The sequence below is a fragment of the Limnohabitans sp. genome, from assembly GCF_044373035.1.
GTDB lineage: Bacteria > Pseudomonadota > Gammaproteobacteria > Burkholderiales > Burkholderiaceae_C > Limnohabitans_A.
Window position 1 is genome coordinate 1 of record NZ_JBILQU010000062.1, and the last position, 17,290, is coordinate 17,290.

Consider the following 17,290-nt stretch of genomic DNA (forward strand, 5'->3'; position numbering starts at 1 on the left):
GCTGACCGCAGCACGGCCAATTTGAAACTCTCGCGCCAGCACGAAGGCGGGCGCACCGTGCTGGTGTTCAACCGGCACAGCAGCTCGGCGCTGGACCCGCAAGGTTTGAGCCGTGCCGAATTTGACGCCAACCCCGAGCAAACCAACGCTGGGGCGCTCAGCTTTAACACCCGCAAAACGGTGGCCCAAACCCAGTGGGGCTTGGCCTTCGAGCAAGCGCTGGGCGGTGGTCACAAACTGGAGCTGATGGGCTATGGCGGTCAGCGCCAGGTCGTGCAGTTTCAATCCATCACCACCGGCGCGCAAGTGCCCGCAGGCAGCTCAGGCGGCGTGATCGATCTGGACCGTGACTACTGGGGCTGGAACGCCCGCTGGCGGCACGAGAGCGACTGGCAAGGCGGCCGTTTGTCGCTCAGCGCCGGTGTCGCCTCTGACCGACAAAGCGACAACCGCAAAGGCTATGAAAACTTCATTGGCACCACCTTGGGCGTGCAAGGCAAGCTGCGCCGCGACGAGCTCAACAAGGCCCAAACGCTGGACCCGTATGTGCAAGCCGAGTGGCGCACGCAGGGCTTGACGCTCATGGGTGGCGTGCGTCAGACCCGCACCGAGTACGAATCCACCGACCGTTACATCGTGGGCACCAACCGGGACGACAGCGGCCGCAAGGACTACCAATCCACCTTGCCCGTGCTGGGTGCGCGCTGGCAGATCAACCCGACTTTGCAGGCTTTTGCCAGTATTGGCAAAGGCTATGAAATCCCGACGCTCAACGAAGTGGCCTACCGCAGCGGCGGGGTGTCGGGCTTCAACACCGAACTCAACGCCGCCCGCAGCACCAGCGCCGAGCTGGGCCTGCGTGGCCGCGCCGATCAACTGCGCTGGAGCGCCACCGCCTTTGACATCCGCACCGATGACGAGATCGTGGTGCAAAACAACACGGGCGGGCGCACCACGTTCCAAAACGCGGGGCGCACCCTGCGCCAAGGCCTGGAGTTGGCGGGCGAATGGCGCAGCGGCCCCGTCACGTTCACCACGGCCTATACCTGGATGCGGGCCAGCTACCAAGATGCCTTCATGACCTGCATCACAGCGGGCTGCCCCAACGCTACCCCACAGGTGCAAGTGCCGCAAGGCCAACAGATTCCGGGCCTGCCCCAACAGCAGCTGTTTGCCCAAGCGACCTGGGACACAGGTTGGGCGGGCAGCCGGGTGACGCTGGAGGCGCGGCATACAGGCCGTGTGATGGTCAACGATCTGAACACCGACGCCGCGGCGGCGCACACCTTGTTCAACCTGGGTGTGCAGTTCAAGCAAGAGCAGGGTGATTGGACGCTGCGCGAGTTCATTCGAGTCGACAACCTGACCGATCAAAAACATGCGGGTTCGGTGATCGTGAACGATGGTAACGGGCGCTTCTTTGAGCCGGGTGCGGGCCGCAAGCTCATGCTGGGGCTGCAGGCGCAGCGCCGGTTCTGATGGGGATGCTCGTCAGACCGGTCTTGCTGCTGACGAGCTGCCGCGGCTTGATGGGGCTGTCAGCCAAGCCCCTGTCCAGCCCCGTTAAGATCATTCCTTTTGGCTCTCCCACTTTGAAGGAATGAAGAACATGAGCATCCAGAACGTAGGCATCATTGGCGCAGGCACCATGGGCAATGGCATTGCACAGGCGTGCGCCGTCTCTGGCATCCAAGTGGTGATGGTCGATATTTCTGATGCGGCCGTGGCCAAAGGCGTGGCCACTGTGGCCAGCAGCCTGGACCGTCTGGTCAAGAAAGAAAAGATCAGCGAAGCCGACAAGGCCGCTGCGCTGGCCCGCATCCAGGGCTCCAGCCACTACGACGACCTCAAGGGCACCCAGCTGGTGATCGAAGCCGCCACCGAAAACCACGAACTCAAGGTCAAGATCTTGAAGCAGCTCGATGGTCTGCTGGCCCCGAACGTGATCATCGCGTCCAACACCTCGTCGATCTCCATCACGCAATTGGCCGCTGCCACGCAACGCGCTGACCGCTTCATCGGCATGCACTTCTTCAACCCCGTGCCCATGATGGCGCTGGTCGAAATTATTCGTGGCCTTCAGACCAGCGACGCCACCCACGACGCGGTGCACGACATGGCGCTGGCGCTGGGCAAGACCCCGATCACCGTCAAGAACGCCCCCGGCTTTGTGGTCAACCGCATCTTGGTGCCCATGATCAACGAGGCCTTCTTTGTGCTGGGCGAAGGCCTGGCCGAAGCCGAAGCCATTGACGCAGGCATGAAGCTCGGCTGCAACCAGCCTATTGGCCCGCTGGCGCTGGCCGACATGATTGGCCTCGATGTGTGCCTGGCCGTGATGGAGGTCTACCTCAAGGAATTCGGTGACAGCAAATACCGCCCCAGCCCCTTGCTCAAAGAAATGGTCGCCGCCGGCCGCCTGGGCCGCAAGACCGGGCAGGGCGTTTACAAGTACTGAGCATGATTTGTGGTGGGTTTAACGGGGTTAACCCCCACGGTTCTGTGGGGCAAGTGTTCAAGGCATCGCGTCCGTTGCGGGTGCGGAATGTCTTTTTTGCGGGCGGGTGTGCCCACCATGGGGTCACGGCTTTGCAAGGTTGCCGTGACTTTTGTTGTCCTGTACATCCGCCACGCGCAGGAACAGCGCGCTTGAAATAGGGGCAGTGGCGGCACCTTCATGCGCTGCCGCGCCCATGTCGAATGCACCGCAGGGGGCTGTTTTCGGGTTGTTCAAGCGTTCGCCCAAACTTGTGGTTTTCAACAGGTGCAGTTGTGCAGTCGGCGTGGAGACAGCGCGCACCATCACGCGGCCTTGCAGTATTTCTGACCAGTCCGTGCCCAAAAATTCGGCCACCCGTTGAGCCGCCTTGATGCGCAAGCCAGGGGTGTAAAACAGGGTGTCTTTTCCAGTTTCAAGTTCGTACAGCTGCCAAACCGAGATGCAAGCTTTGGATGCCACAACACTCGCTTGCAGCCCTTTGTGGACGCGCAAGCGCCGCAATACACGGCCAAAGGGATCGTCTGTTTCTGAATTTTGATCGCCGATGAAAGTCTCAAGGTCCTTGTTGGCTTGTAACAAGTGGCGCTTGATGTGCAGGGACTTCACCTGTTTAAGCACCGTTGAGCGGCCACCCTCGCTTGGCAACTCCATGGTCGGACGCTCCTCTTTGCGCGCTATTTCAGCGACCTGAAAATGAGATTTGATGTGAAGCTTCATGGTACCAAGAGTCTAATTTTGATTTAAATTTCAAAGAATAAATACCGATCAAATGAAGCTTATTGTTATTTTTGTTTTTTGTAAATCCCCCCAATGGGTTGCTGCTGTGAAAATGATTGTTCATCAGAGCCAGCCAGTGTTGAAACTTGCACCGCCTGCCGTGCTGATGCATGAAAAGCCCCATTTTTGGGGTGCATGCGGTGGTGCTGATCAAGCCTGTCGCCGGAGTGAAGTGCTGGCGGGGTTTCTCCCCCTAGCATGCCGCTCATGAACTACCACCCCCACCCCGAAGGCCAGATCGACTGCACCGTGTATGGCGCAGTCCTTCAAATTTGCATCAACCGCCCGGCCAAGCGCAACGGTTTCACACCGAAGATGTTCCGTGAACTGGGCCAAGCCTACACCCGGCTCGACGACGACCCTGTGCTGCGCGTGGGCGTTTTGTGTGCGGCGGGTGACCATTTCACCGCCGGACTGGACTTGCCCACCATCGCGCCGCTGATGAAGCGCGGTGAAAAGACGGTGCCGCTGGGCTTGGTGGACCCGCTGAACCTGGGCATGGAGGGGTATCGACGCCGCGTCAAGCCGATGTTGGTGGCGGTGCAGGGCATCACGTACACGCTGGGCATCGAGCTGATGCTGGCGGCCGACATCGTGGTGGCAGCCGAAGATTGCCGGTTCTCGCAGCTGGAGGTGCAGCGCGGCATCATGGCCACGGGTGGTGCCACGCTGCGCATGGCCGAGCGGGCGGGCATGGGCAATGCGCTCTTGCATTTGCTCACAGCCGATGTGTTTGACAGCGCCGAAGCCCTGCGCCTGAACTTTGTGCAAAAGGTGGTGCCCGCCAATGGTCTTTTGACCGAGGTCATGCGCATCGCGGAGCAGATCGCCGCACGGGCCCCGCTGGCGGTGGTGGCCACGCGCCAAAACGTGCTCAAAGCGGTGGAGCACGGCCCACTGGCCGCAATGCACGATTTCATTGCGGTGCAAAGAACGCTGTCCAACAGCGACGATGCCGCAGAGGGTGTGCGCTCGTTTGTGGAAAAACGCGCCGCCCGTTTTACCGGGCATTGATCTGACCCGGGTGCGCCCAAACGATGCAGCCGGGCAGCGATGAAGGCCCCGCTCGTGCCCCACAATCGGCGCATGATTGACACGAACGCTTTGCACCCCTACGCCGAACTCACCCCCGACCGGGTGATGGACGCCTTGCAGGAACTGGGCTTGTGGCCCGATGGCCGTTTGCTGGCGCTCAGCTCTTACGAAAACCGCGTGTACCGTGCGCACTTGGACGAGCCGGTGCAAGGCAGCGCGGCGGTGGTGCTCAAGTTTTACCGGCCTGGGCGCTGGAGCCGCGAGCAAATTCAAGAAGAACACGACTTTGCGGCCGAGTTGCTGGCGGCCGAAGTGCCGGTGGTGCCGCCGATGTTGCTGAACGGCCAGACGCTGCACCAAAGTGCGGGGTTTGATTTTTCGGTCAGCCCCTTGCGCGGCGGCCGCACGCCCGAGTTGGATGACTTTGAGGTGCTGGAATGGATTGGCCGTTTCCTGGCCCGCATCCACACCGTGGGGGCGGCCAAGCCCTTTGCGCACCGCCCCGCGCTCGATGTACAGACTTTTGCGCTCGAGCCCGCAGAGTGGCTGCAAACGAACCAGATGATCCCACTGGAAGTCGAGCGCGAATGGCGCGAGGCCTTTGCTGCGGCGCTGGCGCTGGTGCAAGAAAAAATGGCGCAAGGCGCAGCAGACCGTCGCCTGATTCGCCTGCACGGCGACTGTCACCCGGGCAATATTTTGTGGACGCCTGCCGAGCTGCCCGGTGGTGGCCCGCACTTTGTGGACCTGGACGACGCCCGCATGGGCCCGGCCGTGCAAGACCTGTGGATGCTGCTCTCGGGCGACCGGGCGCAGCGCACGCAGCAACTGTCGGCTTTGCTCGATGGGTACGAACAAGTGCGCGACTTTGACCGGGCCGAGCTGAACCTGATCGAGCCGCTGCGCACGCTGCGCCTGATCCACTACAGCGCCTGGCTGGCACGGCGCTGGGATGATCCGATTTTCCCGATCAACTTTCCGTGGTTTGGCACGCCCGATTACTGGCGCGGCCAGGTGTTGATGCTGCAAGAGCAGGTTGAGCAGATGCAGGAAGAACCCCTGAGCATTTGAAGCGAACAGGGTGCATCAGTCCTGTGGGCTTAAGCGGGCAGGCCTTGCTTGTAAAACTTACCGTCCTTCATGATCGACACCAAGTGATCGCCCTGACCCAGCAGGCAAGAAATGTCATCCAACGGATTGCCCCTGACCAGCAACAGGTCGGCTTTGGCACCGGGTTTGATCACGCCCAACTGGCCCGACATGTTCAGCAACTCGGCTGCGTTCACCGTGGCTTGTTGCAAGGTCGCGCCCGAACCCAGGATGCTGGCGCGGATGCGCAACTCTTCTGACTGGTGGCGGTGTGACTCGCCCAGTAAATCGGTGCCCAAGGCCATCTTGACGCCGGCCTTGGCCAAAATCTCCAGTGCTTTTTGGCCTTGGCTGCGCACGGTATCGATCTTGGCCACCGAAACAGCTGGCAAGCCCAGGCTGGCGCCCTCGTTGGCCAAAGCCTCGTAGGTGATGAGGGTCGGCACCATGAAAGCCCCGTGGTCGGCCATGAAGGCGCAGGTGTCGGCGTCGATCAGGTTGCCGTGCTCGATGCTGCGCACCCCAAATTCCACCGCCCGGCGAATCGCCTTGGGCGTGTAGGCGTGGGCCATGACGTAGGTGCCCGCGTGTTCGGCTTCGTCCACGATGGCGCGGATCTCGCCTTCGGAGTAGCCCAGGTAATGGATCGGGTCGTTGGGCGAAGCCACGCCGCCCGAGGCCATGATCTTGATCTGGTTGGCTCCCTTCATGACCTCCTCACGCACGGCCAAGCGCACGTTGTCCACGCCATCGACCACACGCGCCAGCGCCCCCACGCGGGTGGAGCAGGCGCAGCTTTCCAGTTCGTCGCTGCGCGGGCGGCCGTCGCCATGGCCGCCAGTCTGCGACAGGGCGCGGCCTGCAGCAAAAATGCGCGGCCCCTCGACCAAATCGGTGCGGGTGGCTTCTGCCAGGTTCCAGTCAGCCCCACCGGCATCGCGCACAGTGGTAAAGCCGCGCATCAGCATGCCCTTCATGATGGGGATGGCCCGCAAGGTGGCAAACACATTGGGCTGCTGGCTGTTGTAGGTCAGGTTCAGGTGCGAGGCGATCACATGCACATGGCAGTCGATCAGGCCGGGCATCAGGGTCAGGCCCTTGGCCGAAACGGTTTGCGCACCTTCTGGCACGGGCAGCTGAGGGCCTACAGCTTCAATTTGACCATCCTTGACCCACACATCGGTGTCTGGCAAAAATTTCAGGGTTTCAACATCGAGCACGTTGGCCGATTGGATCAGGATCGAGGTCATAAAAAAGTTTAAAAAGTGGGACGCCACCGCATGACGTCATAAGGCACCAAAGTTCATCATCTCAGTCGATCTTGCCCTTGGACACCGCATAAACCCTAAGTTTTCACCCTTGCGTCAGCCCAGCCGGCTGCCTAGAATCAAATGTCAACCAACCAAGACAGGAATTTGCATGTTGAAACCAATTCTTCGCTCCACGCGCTTGCTCGCGTTGGCCCTGGGCATGTCTGCCGCCTTGATCTCTGTCGGTGCGGTCCAAGCGGCTGAGCTCAAGTGGGCCGCGCAAAACGATATCCTGACGCTGGACCCTCACGCGCAAAACCACGCCACCACCAACAACATTGTGGGCCATGCCTACGAGCCCCTGGTGCGCTATGACCGCAACTACAAAGTCGAGCCCGCACTGGCCACCAGCTGGCAAGTGGTCAACCCCACCACAGTGCGTTTCAATCTGCGCAAGAACGTCAAGTTCCAAGACGGCTCGGCCTTCACCGCTGACGACGTGCTGTTCTCTTTTGACCGCATCCGCCAGCCACAAGGCACCATGCAAATTTATGTGGCGGGTGTCAAAGGCATCAACAAGGTCGACGACCACACCATCGACGTGGTGCTGGACAAACCCAACCCGACTTTGCTCAACAGCTTCACCACCTTCTTCATCATGAGCAAGGCATGGGCGGTGAAAAACAAGTCCGAAAAAGTGCAGGACTACAAAGCCAAGGAAATCACCTTCGCTTCCACCAACGCCAACGGCACCGGCCCTTACATCATCAAGGAGTGGGTGGCCGATCAGCGCGTGGTCTTGACCGCCAACAAAGCCTGGTGGGACAAGTTGCCGGGCAACGTGACCGATGTGATCTACACCCCCATCAAATCCGATCCCACCCGCATCGCGGCCTTGTTAGCGGGTAACGTGGACATCGTGACCGACTTGCCCACACAAGATGTGGCCCGCCTGCGCTCCACACCCGCCTTGTCCGTGCTTGATGGCCCGGAAGTGCGCACCATTTTCATCGGGGTGGACCAAGGTTCCAACGAATTGAAATACGGCTCCAAAGGCCCTAACCCCTTCAAAGACGTGCGCGTGCGCAAAGCCCTGAACATGTCGATTGACCGGGTGGCCATCCAGCGCAGCATCATGCGCGGCCTGTCGGTGCCTGCCGCCATCATGGTGGCGCCTGGCGTGAATGGCCATACGGCCGAGTTGGACAAAGTGGCCCCGCCCGATCTGGACGGTGCCAAGAAACTGCTGGCCGATGCCGGTTATGCCAATGGCTTTGACTTCACCCTGGACTGCCCGAACAACCGTTATGTGAACGACGAAGAGGTGTGCCAGGCCGTGGTCAACATGTGGGCCAAAGTGGGCATCCGCGCCAAACTCAACGCCACCAACTTCAGCAGCTTCATCGGCAAGATCCAGAACTTTGACTCCAGCGCTTACCTGTTGGGCTGGGGCGTGGCTACCTACGACGCGCAGTACTCCTTGCAGTCTTTGGTCATGACCCGCACCACCGGTTCGGACGGCAACTTCAACTTCCTCAAAATCAGCAACGCCAAGGTGGACGCCTTGACCGAAGCCATGAAGACCGAAATGGACAAGACCAAGCGCGACAACATGCTCAAGGAAGCCTTGACCATCACCCGCGACGAAGCCCTGTATGTGCCACTGCACCACCAGATGCGCCCTTGGTCCATGAAGAAAAATGTGAGCATTGCGCACAACTCCAACGATGCGCCCAAGATGTATTACGCCACGGTCAGCAAGTGATCTGGGGTTGAGCCAACCTGCTCCGCCTGCGCGGGGCAGGGTTTCAAGCGCGAACGGGGCCATGCACCCCAGGGGGCTTGCTGCCACGGACAGCCACCATGTCTTCGCCTTCTTCCCCCCACGCTGACACGTCCCGCCCCCGCACGCCTTTTCTGGGTTTTGCCGTCGTCGGCTGCGGCGCCGCGATCGCCCCGCTCGACTTCGCGGTCAACATGGCGTTTCCGGCCATGACCGCAGCCTTCGCCTTGGCCACACCCGACATCCGTTGGGTGGCGGTGTGTTATGTCATCACCTACGGCAGCCTGATGCTGTTTTGCGGTGTGTTGGGGGACCGCCTGGGCCACTTGCGCGTGTTCCGCTGGGGTTTGGTGCTGTCGGCGCTGGCCTTGGTGGCCTGTGCGGCGGCACCGTCTTATGGTGGGCTGCTGGCCGGGCGGGTTTTGCAGGGCATCGGGGTGGCGCTGACGCTGTCCTGCGCGCCGGCCTTGGCCATGGGCTTGATGGCCGCCGGGCAACGCACGCAAGCGCTGTCGGTGTATGGCGCCATGTTTGCGGCGGCGGGTGTGCTGGCCCCTTTGCTTGGGGGCATCAGCATGCTGCACTGGGGTTGGGCCGGGGTGTACGGTTTTCGGGTGCCGATTGTGCTGCTGGCCTGGTTGTGCTCGCCTTGGCTGGTGCGTCGCCTGCGGGCGCAGACACTGAGCACACCCAGCGCTGCCAGCCAAGCGGGCAGCGTGCGGGGCCTGTGGGGCCTCCTGCGGCGCGATGCCGATTTCGCCTGGATCAACCTGCTCAGTGTGGGGGTTCAGTTTTGCGGCTTCACGATTGCACTGAGCTTGCCCTACGCCTTGCCTGCAGCGGGCTGGGGGGGCACGGCCAGTGGTGCCATGCTGTCCCTCTGGGCGTTGGGGGTGTTGGCCGGTTCGGGCGTGGCCCCAGTGCTGCTGCGCCGCATGGACTTGCGGTCTGCGGGCCTCGCAGCGCAAGGGATCATGGCCTTGGGCCTGGCCTTGATCGGTGCGGTGCCAATGGCGCAAGCCTGGCCCTTCATGGCCCTGGCCTTGCTTGTGCAGGGTTTGGGTCTGGGGGTGTTTCAGGTGGTCTACGCCGACCAGGTGGTGGCCACTTTGCCCGACTCCGCGCGGGGCCTGTCGGGCAGCCTGACCCTGGTGACCCGCACCGTCGGTATCGTGGGTGCGGCCATGGCCTGGCTGTGGCTCATGGAACTGTTGCAAAGTCGGGCTGTGGCGCAAGGCGCTTCAATGCCTGAGGCCATTTGGGCGGGCACCATGGGCCTTCTGCCCTGGGCTGCAGGCCTGGCTTTGGCCTTGCTGTTGTTGAGCGTGTGGCGTCGGTCAAGCCGCTGGCATTGAGCCTGCACAGTTTGTGGCTGGGTTGCCCAGCCTGTGTCGGCCAAGCGCGGGCGATTCAAACGCGAGTCGGTGCGCCGCGTTCAGCCCGACGCACCCGCCAGAACAACCAACTGGCAATGCACAGGTTGAGGAAGTTCCAGGCGATGCCATTCAAAAAGGCTGCGTGGTAACTGCCGGTCATGTCAAACACCCAGCCCGACATCCAGCCGCCCAGCGCCATGCCCAACAAGGTGGCCATGATCACCGAACCCACGCGGGCCCCCGCTTCTTTGGGGTCGAAGTGCTCGCGCACGATGATGGCGTAGGCGGGCACGATGCCGCCCTGAAACAGCCCAAACATGGCCGAGACGAGGTACAGCGGTACCAAGCCGTCAAAAGGCAAAAACATCAGCAGCGCCACGCCTTGCAAAAAAGAGCCCAGCAGCAAAGTGCGGATGCCGCCAATGCGGTCGCTGATCACGCCAAACACCAACCGGCTGACGATACCGCTGGCCAGCATGAGCGAGAGCATTTCAGCCCCGCGTGCCGCGCCAAAACCCAGGTCAGAGCAATAGGCCACGATGTGCACTTGCGGCATGGACATGGCCACGCAACACGCCACCCCGGCGATAAACAGCAGGCTTTGGGCGTGGGCAGGTTTCAGGCCAAAGGGGCGGCTGCGGTCCACGGGCACGGTGCTGGCGTTGGCCGGTGTCAGGTTCACCAGCGGCGGGCGCTGGCGCATCAACATGGCCAGCAAAAACATGCCCACGCCGCAAAAAATACCCAGCATGATATAGGTCTGCCGCCAGCCCACAGTCTCCACGCCGTGCTGAACAATCGGCGGCCAGATGGTGCCCGCGATGTAATTGCCACTGGCGCAAATGGCCACCGCAATGCCCCGGCGGCGGTTCCACCACAAAGCGGTGTCGGCCATGAGGGGCGCAAAAGTCGATGAACTGCCAATCAGGCCCATCAAGCCGTGCGCCAGGCCAAAGGACCAGATGCTGCCTGACATCCCGGCCCAGATGAAGCCACCACACACGGCCAAGGCGCCCACCCACAACACCGGCGTCAGGCCATGGCGGTCGGCCAAGCGGCCGGTGATCAGGCCGCCCAGGCCCAGGCAAATCATCATCAAGGTGTAGGGCAGCGAAGCGTCGGCCCGGCCCACACCAAACTCGGTCTGCACCGCAGGCAACACCACCGAGACGATGTACATGCTGCTGTTGCCCAGCACCACCAACCCCAGCGTGGCCAGCAAACGCCAGGCGGCTTGGCGAGAATCGATGAGGGACGGGTCGGCAGGGAGGGATTTCATCGGTTCAATTTAGCCGATGACAGCGGGGGGGCTTGTCTTGTGGGTTACTGGACGTGGACCTGAGACGGGCATCACTGATCAGGCACCCCGCGCCGCATCTCTGTCACCCCGGGCTTGACCCGGGTTCCATCTTCATTGCCTTTGCAAGCGGTAGTGGTCAATCTGAATCGCGGATCAGGTCATGAATGACACGAGGGGCGTGGATGACGGTCTTTGTATTTGTCACGTAACCTGGGTCCTTCAGGCCGTTTCAGCCGCAATCTTCCCGATGTCCTTCTATCCCCAAACGTGCACACCCTCTCGCGCATAAGAGGCGGTCCCGCCATACACCAGCGATGGCTGGATGCTTTCGTCGCCTGCAAACTTTTGCCATTTCTTCAGACCGTCGGTCCAGTCATTGGCAAAGGTGCTTCTTGACTTGATTTCAAGCGCTTGCAGGCCTTGCGCGTTATCGATCAAGACAACGACTTCGTGTCCGACGTTGTCGCGCCAGAAGCACAGATCCAACGCTTGGCCCGCATTCAGGCGCTGCTTCATCAATTCGCCGATGACATGGGTTTCAAACAAGGCACCGCGTGCGGCATGGGTGTCCAGTGTGGCAGCATCGCGAATGTCCAACAGCCAAGCGGCCAGGCCCACAACGCAAAAGTAGAGTTTGGGTGCTTTCACCAGACGCCTGCCAAAATTGCGGTGGTGCGGTTTGAGCAAGGTGACGATGTAACTGGCTTGCAGCACAGATAACCATTGTTTGGCGGTCACGGAGGTGATACCGCAATCGGCCCCGAGTGACGCGAGGTTGAGCAGCTGGCCTGTACGGGCGGCGCACATTTTGACGAAAGTCTGAAATTGCGTCAGGTCGCGCACCGCGATCAGTTGCCGCACATCACGCTCCAGATAGGTGGCGATGTAGTTGGCAAACCAGTCTTGTGGCGAAATGTCGCGGTCGTACAGCGCGGGGTAGCCACCTTTAAACAAGGTGGCGTTCAAGTCACTGGGCGCTTTGCTTGCCGCCAACAATTCGGCCGCGCTCAGGGGCAGCAGTTCAACCCGACCCACCCGGCCTGCCAGCGTTTGTGTAATGCCCGCGAGCAAGTCAAATTGCGCCGAGCCCGTGAGGACAACGTCGCCCATGATGCCGCGCTCGTCCACCCAGCCTTGCAGCCACGACAGCAATTCGGGGCAGCGCTGCACCTCGTCCAAAATCGCTCCGCTGGGAAAGCGCTGAAAAAATCGCTGGGGATCTCGCAGCGCAAACTCACGCTCATCGGGGTTTTCCAGCGATACAAAGGGCTTCTCCTTGAAAAGCGATTTGGCCAAGGTGGTTTTGCCCGACTGACGAGGCCCCGTGAGCGCGACCACAGGAAAGCCTTTGGCCAAGCGTTCCAATGTGCTGGATGCGGTGCGCGGGATTATTTTTACAAAATTAAGTTTGAAACTTCGATTTGTAATATTTTGGGCTTTATAAGGCTTTGCGGGATATTTCAAATTAAAAAAGCCCCGCCAGACACAAGTCTGGCGGGGCTTTTAGCTGGGCGATTGACGATCAGCTCAGCAGCGCATTCACCCGCTTCACATAAGCCGCTGGGTCTGCGGGCAAGCCGCCTTCGGCCAGCAGGGCCTGGTCAAACAGGATGTGGGCCAGGTCGTGGAAGTGGACCGAGCCGTCGAGTTTTTTCACCAGCGCGTGTTCGGGGTTGACTTCGAGCACGGGCTTGACTTCGGGGGCGCTTTGCCCAGCTTGCTTGAGCATGCGGGCCAGTTGCATGCTCATGCCGTCGTCGGTCACCACCAGGCAGGCGGGGCTGTCCACCAGGCGGCTGGTCACGCGCACGTCTTCGGCTTTGTCTTTGAGCGCTTCTTTGAGTTTGGCCAGCACGGGCTTGAAGGTTTCGGCCGCGTCTTCGGCGGCTTTCTTTTCTTCTTCGTCTTGCAGCTTGCCCAGATCAAACGCGCCCTTGGCCACGCTTTGCAGCGGGGTGCCATCAAACTCGTTCACAAAGTTCAGCGCCCACTCGTCTACGCGGTCGGTCATCAGCAGCACTTCGATGCCTTTTTTCTTGAAGACTTCGAGCTGCGGGCTGTTCTTGGCGGCGGCCAGGGTGTCGGCGGTGATGTAGTAAATCGCGTCCTGGCCTTCTTTCATGCGGGCTTTGTAGTCGGCAAAGCTCACGCTCACGGTGTCGTGGGTCGATGACGCAAAACGCAGCAGCTTGGATAAACGCGCTTGGTTGCCAAAGTCTTCGCCCAAGCCTTCTTTGAGCACCGCGCCGAACTCGGCGTAGAACTTGGAATACTGGCCCTGCTTGGCCTTGTCTTCGTCGCTCAGAACGTCGGTCACGCCGTCGGTCTCCTCAGGTGCCTTGTCGTGTTTCGCCAAATCTTCCAGCATCGACAGCACACGCTTGGTGCAGCCTTCGCGGATGGCTTTCACGTCGCGGCTTTCTTGCAGCAACTCGCGGCTCACGTTCAGGGGCAGGTCGGCCGAGTCCACCACGCCCTTCACAAAGCGCAGGTAGCTGGGCATCAGCGCTTCGGCTTCGTCCATGATGAACACGCGCTTGACGTAGAGCTTGATGCCCGCCTTCTTGTCGCGGTTCCACAGGTCTTGCGGGGCTTTGGACGGGATGTAGAGCAGCTGCGTGTATTCGGTGCTGCCTTCCACGCGGTTGTGGGTCCAAGTCAGTGGGGCTTCAAAGTCGCGGCTGATCTGTTTGTAGAAGTCGGCGTATTGCTCGTCGGTGATGTCTTTCTTGGGACGGGTCCACAAGGCGCTGGCTTTGTTGATGGTTTCCCATTCGCCGGTCTTGACCATGCCGCCGGGCTGGCGGCCACCTCCTTCGTTGTTCGGATCGATCAGCTCGCCGTCTTTCCACTCTTCCTTCTCCATCAAGATGGGCAGGCTGATGTGGTCGGAGTATTTGCCAACGATTTCCTTGAGCTTCCAGGTGTTGGCGTACTCCAGCGCTTCTTCGCGCAGGTGCAAGATCACGCTGGTGCCACGCTCTGCGCGGGTGATGGTCTCGACCTCAAAGTCGCCCGTGCCGCCGCTGATCCAGCGCACGCCTTCGGCAGGCGTGGCACCTGCGCGGCGGGTTTCGACGGTGATCTTGTCGGCCACAATGAAGCCCGAATAAAAGCCCACACCGAACTGGCCAATCAACTGCGCGTCCGACTTCTGGTCGCCGCTCAGTTGGCTCACAAAGTCCTTGGTGCCACTTTTGGCGATGGTGCCCAGGTGGTCAATGGCTTCTTGCGCCGTCATGCCGATGCCGTTGTCGGTGATGGTGAGCGTCTTGGCGGCTTTGTCAAACGACAGGCGCACTTGCAAGTCGGGCGCGTCTTCGTACAGGCCGTTGTTGTTCAGCGCTTCAAAGCGCAGTTTGTCGCAGGCATCAGACGCGTTGGAAATCAGCTCGCGCAAAAAGATTTCTTGGTTGGAATACAGCGAGTGGGTGACCAGGTGCAGCAGTTGCGCGACTTCGGCCTGAAAGGCATGGGTTTGTTTGCTCATAGCGGTTCAACAGTAAAAAAGATCAGAAAACAAGAACGCCCCACAGCTTGGGGCGTCACGGGTGAATTTCAAGGGGTCAAAACGATTCGTTCGGCCCCAAATACCGCCAAGTCCCCGCCGGCATTTGCCCCAACTGCACACTCCCCATGCGGATGCGTTTGAGGCCCACCACTTTCAGGCCCACTTGTTCGCACATGCGGCGGATCTGGCGCTTTTTGCCTTCGATCAGCACAAAGCGCAGCTGTTCGGGGTTTTGCCAGTCCACTTTGGCGGGTTTCAGGGGTTTGCCGTCCAGGCTCAGGCCGTGGCGCAGGCGCTCGAGCAGCGCTTTGGGAAACACAGCTTGCACGTTGGCGCTCACCCGGTCGAAGTCGCCAATGACGGTGAGCGGGTTGGCCTTGCCGCCATAGGTGGCGGACGCGGCCGAGGCGGCGGCGGTGTTTTCGTGGCCGGTATAGGCCACGCGCACCAGATACTCTTTTTCCATCTCGGAGTCTTCGCCAATCAACTGGCGCGCCACGCGGCCGTCTTGTGTCAGCACCAGCAGACCTGTGGAGTCGATGTCCAGGCGTCCGGCTGGGGCCAAGCCGCGCAGGTGCGGCGGGGTGAAACGCAGCTTGGATGGGTCACCACCCCAGTGGCTGCGCGGGTTGATCAGGGTGATGGCGGGTTCGTGCCCGTCTTCGGCCTGGCCGCTCACATAGCCCATGGGCTTGTGCAAAAGAATAGTCACTTGCCGGTCTTGCTGCTGCTCGGCCGCTTTGTCGATGGTGATGCGGTCAGACAGCGTGACCTGCTGGCCCATGCTGGCGGGCAGGCCGTTGACCATCACCCAGCCTTGTTCGATCCAGGCGTCGGCTTCTCGGCGCGAGCACATGCGCAGCTCAGCCATGCGCTTGTTCAGGCGCGAGGTGCCGCTGGGTTCGGCCGTTTCGCCTTTGCCTTCGGGGCGGGGGGCGCGTTTGAATGCAGGGGGCTGGGTCATGGATTAAGGTGCGCAAAAGAAGTGGGTCGATTGTCACTTCTTTTGGCGTTTGAAAGAATGCGGTCATGCGTTGCGTGTCAGGCCGTCTAACTGGGATTGGCGCAGGCCTTGTAAATCCAAAATTCGCAGACCACCGTACTCCACCCGAATGAGCTGGTGTGCTTCGAGCACGCGCAGCGCTTCGTTCACGCGCTGGCGCGACAAACCCACCAGATAAGCCAGCTCTTGTTGGGTGATGCGCAGCACCTCGCCAACGCCGGAAAACAACACCGGGTTAAAAAGGGCGGCCAAATGGCGCGCCAGGCGCAGCTCGGGGCTGGTCATGCGGTCCATTTCGCGCGCGGCAATGAACTGGCCCAAGCGCTCGTTGAGCTGCTGCATGATGAAACGGTTAAAACCCAGTGAATGGTCGATCAGCCAGTGAAAGGTGTCCAGAGGCAGTCCCGCCACCACACTGGGCCGAAGGGCCTGGATGTTGTAGCGGTAAATTTCACGCTTGAGGACTGTGCCTTCGCCAAACCAGCCGCCAGGGGGTATGCCGGTGAAAGTCATGGTTTGGCCGCTGGCGTTGTCGGTGCTCATTTTTAGCAGGCCCGAGATCACGCCAAACCAATACGTCACCGGGCGGCCCACGCGGCACACATGATCGCCGGTTTGGGGGTCACTGACCACCAGCTGCGGCACGATTTGCAGCCGCTCTTCGGGGCGCAGCAAGCTCAGCCAGGGGATGCCCTGCAGTTCAGCCGGGGTGGGTGCCCGGCGGCGCTGGTGGACGCTGTTTTCTTTGGCCATGGTCTTTGTCAATGTGTCAGCTGACGGTCAGGTGGGCTAGGGGTCTTCCCTGAATTGTCGTCCAAACGACAACTTAACGTCAAATGAATGCCTACGATCGCGGCCAAGTTCAGTCGCATTGCGTTCAATGCACCGTTTTTGGAGACAGGTCAGGTCATGCAAACAACGTTTCCCCGTTTGATGCTCAAGCACGCTGCCGAGCGCCCCACTGCGCCCGCACTGCGCGAGAAAGAATATGGCATTTGGCAAACCACCAGCTGGTCGGATTTGGCCAGCCTGGTCCAGTCTGTCGCCTGTGGCTTGCACCAGGCGGGTCTGCAGCGCGGCGAGCACCTGATCGTGGTGGGCTCCAACCGCCCACGTCTTTACGCCACGATGCTGGCCGCACAGTCCTTGGGCGTTATTCCGGTGCCGCTGTATCAGGACGCGGCTGCCGCCGAGTGCGTGTTCCCCATCACCAACGCCGAGGTGCGCTTTGCGGTGGTGGAAGACCAGGAGCAAGTTGACAAGATGCTGGAAGTGCGTGAGCAATGCCCACAACTGACCCACATTTATTACGACGACCCACGCGGCTTGCGCAAGTACACCGAGGACGGTCTGGGCTCGCTCGAAGAGCTGATTGCAGCCGGTGGCGTGTTTGCCCAGCAGCACCCTCAGTTTTTCAACGAAGAAGTTGAAAAAGCGGCCCATACCGATGTGGCGGCGATGTTCTTCACTTCGGGTACGACCGGCAACCCCAAGGGCGTGGTGCACACCCACAGCTCATTGATCGACCGCGCCGACGCGGGCGCTGAGTTTGACAAACTGACCAGCGCCGAAGATGTGTTGGCTTACATGCCGCCGGCCTGGATTGGCCAGAACATCTTCAGCTACGCACAGTGGCTGGTCTGCGGCTATGTGGTCAATTGCCCCG

At 60.8% G+C, this 17,290-nt stretch carries 14 protein-coding genes; 7 read left to right on the plus strand and 7 right to left on the minus strand.

Translation table 11 applies throughout. The annotated features are described in order from the left end of the window. Both ACIQ47_RS10185 and ACIQ47_RS10190 read left to right on the plus strand, forming a co-directional pair. Positions 1-1,479 (plus strand): TonB-dependent receptor family protein (locus ACIQ47_RS10185; RefSeq protein WP_396438019.1); only part of this gene is annotated, 1,479 nt, incomplete at its 5' end. 130 nt (positions 1,480-1,609) lie between these two features. Next, on the plus strand, positions 1,610-2,458 hold the full coding sequence (locus ACIQ47_RS10190) for a 3-hydroxybutyryl-CoA dehydrogenase (protein ID WP_396438020.1): 849 nt from the start codon (positions 1,610-1,612) through the stop codon (positions 2,456-2,458). Positions 2,459-2,581: 123 nt separating this feature from the next. On the opposite strand, the gene ACIQ47_RS10195 is transcribed toward ACIQ47_RS10190, so the two are convergent. Continuing rightward, complete coding sequence (locus ACIQ47_RS10195; protein ID WP_396438021.1) at positions 2,582-3,151, minus strand: helix-turn-helix transcriptional regulator; 570 nt, start codon at positions 3,149-3,151, stop codon at positions 2,582-2,584. 333 nt (positions 3,152-3,484) lie between these two features. Between ACIQ47_RS10195 and ACIQ47_RS10200 the strand changes: the two genes are divergently transcribed. Both ACIQ47_RS10200 and ACIQ47_RS10205 read left to right on the plus strand, forming a co-directional pair. After that, entirely contained in the window at positions 3,485-4,291 is an 807-nt protein-coding gene (locus ACIQ47_RS10200) for a crotonase/enoyl-CoA hydratase family protein (protein WP_396438022.1), read from the plus strand. A gap of 72 nt (positions 4,292-4,363) precedes the next feature. Beyond that, complete coding sequence (locus ACIQ47_RS10205) at positions 4,364-5,383, plus strand: serine/threonine protein kinase (protein WP_396438023.1); 1,020 nt, start codon at positions 4,364-4,366, stop codon at positions 5,381-5,383. Between the two features lie 29 nt (positions 5,384-5,412). Here the strand turns inward: ACIQ47_RS10205 and ACIQ47_RS10210 are convergent, their stop codons facing one another. After that, complete coding sequence (locus ACIQ47_RS10210; RefSeq protein ID WP_396438024.1) at positions 5,413-6,651, minus strand: amidohydrolase family protein; 1,239 nt, start codon at positions 6,649-6,651, stop codon at positions 5,413-5,415. A gap of 169 nt (positions 6,652-6,820) precedes the next feature. Here ACIQ47_RS10210 and ACIQ47_RS10215 point away from each other — a divergent pair, with 169 nt between their 5' ends. Beyond that, positions 6,821-8,416 (plus strand): ABC transporter substrate-binding protein, encoded by a 1,596-nt coding sequence (locus ACIQ47_RS10215; protein ID WP_396438025.1) that lies wholly within the window; start codon positions 6,821-6,823, stop codon positions 8,414-8,416. A 98-nt stretch (positions 8,417-8,514) separates the two neighbouring features. Next, positions 8,515-9,789 (plus strand): MFS transporter, encoded by a 1,275-nt coding sequence (locus ACIQ47_RS10220; protein ID WP_396438026.1) that lies wholly within the window; start codon positions 8,515-8,517, stop codon positions 9,787-9,789. Positions 9,790-9,844: 55 nt separating this feature from the next. On the opposite strand, the gene ACIQ47_RS10225 is transcribed toward ACIQ47_RS10220, so the two are convergent. The 5 genes from ACIQ47_RS10225 to ACIQ47_RS10245 all read right to left on the minus strand — a co-directional run bounded on the left by ACIQ47_RS10225 (position 9,845) and on the right by ACIQ47_RS10245 (position 16,377). Next, on the minus strand, positions 9,845-11,089 hold the full coding sequence (locus tag ACIQ47_RS10225; protein WP_396438027.1) for an MFS transporter: 1,245 nt from the start codon (positions 11,087-11,089) through the stop codon (positions 9,845-9,847). A gap of 276 nt (positions 11,090-11,365) precedes the next feature. After that, positions 11,366-12,466, minus strand: a complete 1,101-nt coding sequence (locus tag ACIQ47_RS10230) for an ATP-binding protein (RefSeq protein WP_396438028.1) — start codon at positions 12,464-12,466, stop codon at positions 11,366-11,368. A gap of 166 nt (positions 12,467-12,632) precedes the next feature. After that, the gene (gene htpG / locus ACIQ47_RS10235; protein WP_396438029.1) at positions 12,633-14,600 is read right to left on the minus strand and encodes a molecular chaperone HtpG; all 1,968 of its coding nucleotides are present in this window, start codon (positions 14,598-14,600) and stop codon (positions 12,633-12,635) included. A 76-nt stretch (positions 14,601-14,676) separates the two neighbouring features. Beyond that, positions 14,677-15,585: a pseudouridine synthase gene (locus ACIQ47_RS10240; protein WP_396438030.1), complete on the minus strand. Its 909-nt coding sequence runs from the start codon at positions 15,583-15,585 to the stop codon at positions 14,677-14,679. 63 nt (positions 15,586-15,648) lie between these two features. Then, positions 15,649-16,377, minus strand: a complete 729-nt coding sequence (locus ACIQ47_RS10245) for a Crp/Fnr family transcriptional regulator (RefSeq protein ID WP_396438031.1) — start codon at positions 16,375-16,377, stop codon at positions 15,649-15,651. A 156-nt stretch (positions 16,378-16,533) separates the two neighbouring features. Here ACIQ47_RS10245 and ACIQ47_RS10250 point away from each other — a divergent pair. Then, positions 16,534-17,290, plus strand: a 757-nt coding sequence (locus tag ACIQ47_RS10250) for an AMP-binding protein (RefSeq protein ID WP_396438032.1), incomplete at its 3' end; no start/stop codon positions are given.

Excerpts from the sequence above, each read along its gene's own strand:
- ACIQ47_RS10240 (WP_396438030.1), bottom strand. The coding sequence starts at position 15,585 with ATGACCCAGCCCCCTGCATTCAAACGCGCCCCCCGCCCCGAAGGCAAA.
- htpG (WP_396438029.1), bottom strand. The coding sequence starts at position 14,600 with ATGAGCAAACAAACCCATGCCTTTCAGGCCGAAGTCGCGCAACTGCTG.
- ACIQ47_RS10215 (WP_396438025.1), top strand. The coding sequence starts at position 6,821 with ATGTTGAAACCAATTCTTCGCTCCACGCGCTTGCTCGCGTTGGCCCTG.
- ACIQ47_RS10195 (WP_396438021.1), bottom strand. The coding sequence starts at position 3,151 with ATGGAGTTGCCAAGCGAGGGTGGCCGCTCAACGGTGCTTAAACAGGTG.
- ACIQ47_RS10245 (WP_396438031.1), bottom strand. The coding sequence starts at position 16,377 with ATGGCCAAAGAAAACAGCGTCCACCAGCGCCGCCGGGCACCCACCCCG.
- ACIQ47_RS10190 (WP_396438020.1), top strand. The coding sequence starts at position 1,610 with ATGAGCATCCAGAACGTAGGCATCATTGGCGCAGGCACCATGGGCAAT.
- ACIQ47_RS10220 (WP_396438026.1), top strand. The coding sequence starts at position 8,515 with ATGTCTTCGCCTTCTTCCCCCCACGCTGACACGTCCCGCCCCCGCACG.
- ACIQ47_RS10205 (WP_396438023.1), top strand. The coding sequence starts at position 4,364 with ATGATTGACACGAACGCTTTGCACCCCTACGCCGAACTCACCCCCGAC.
- ACIQ47_RS10225 (WP_396438027.1), bottom strand. The coding sequence starts at position 11,089 with ATGAAATCCCTCCCTGCCGACCCGTCCCTCATCGATTCTCGCCAAGCC.
- ACIQ47_RS10200 (WP_396438022.1), top strand. The coding sequence starts at position 3,485 with ATGAACTACCACCCCCACCCCGAAGGCCAGATCGACTGCACCGTGTAT.
- ACIQ47_RS10210 (WP_396438024.1), bottom strand. The coding sequence starts at position 6,651 with ATGACCTCGATCCTGATCCAATCGGCCAACGTGCTCGATGTTGAAACC.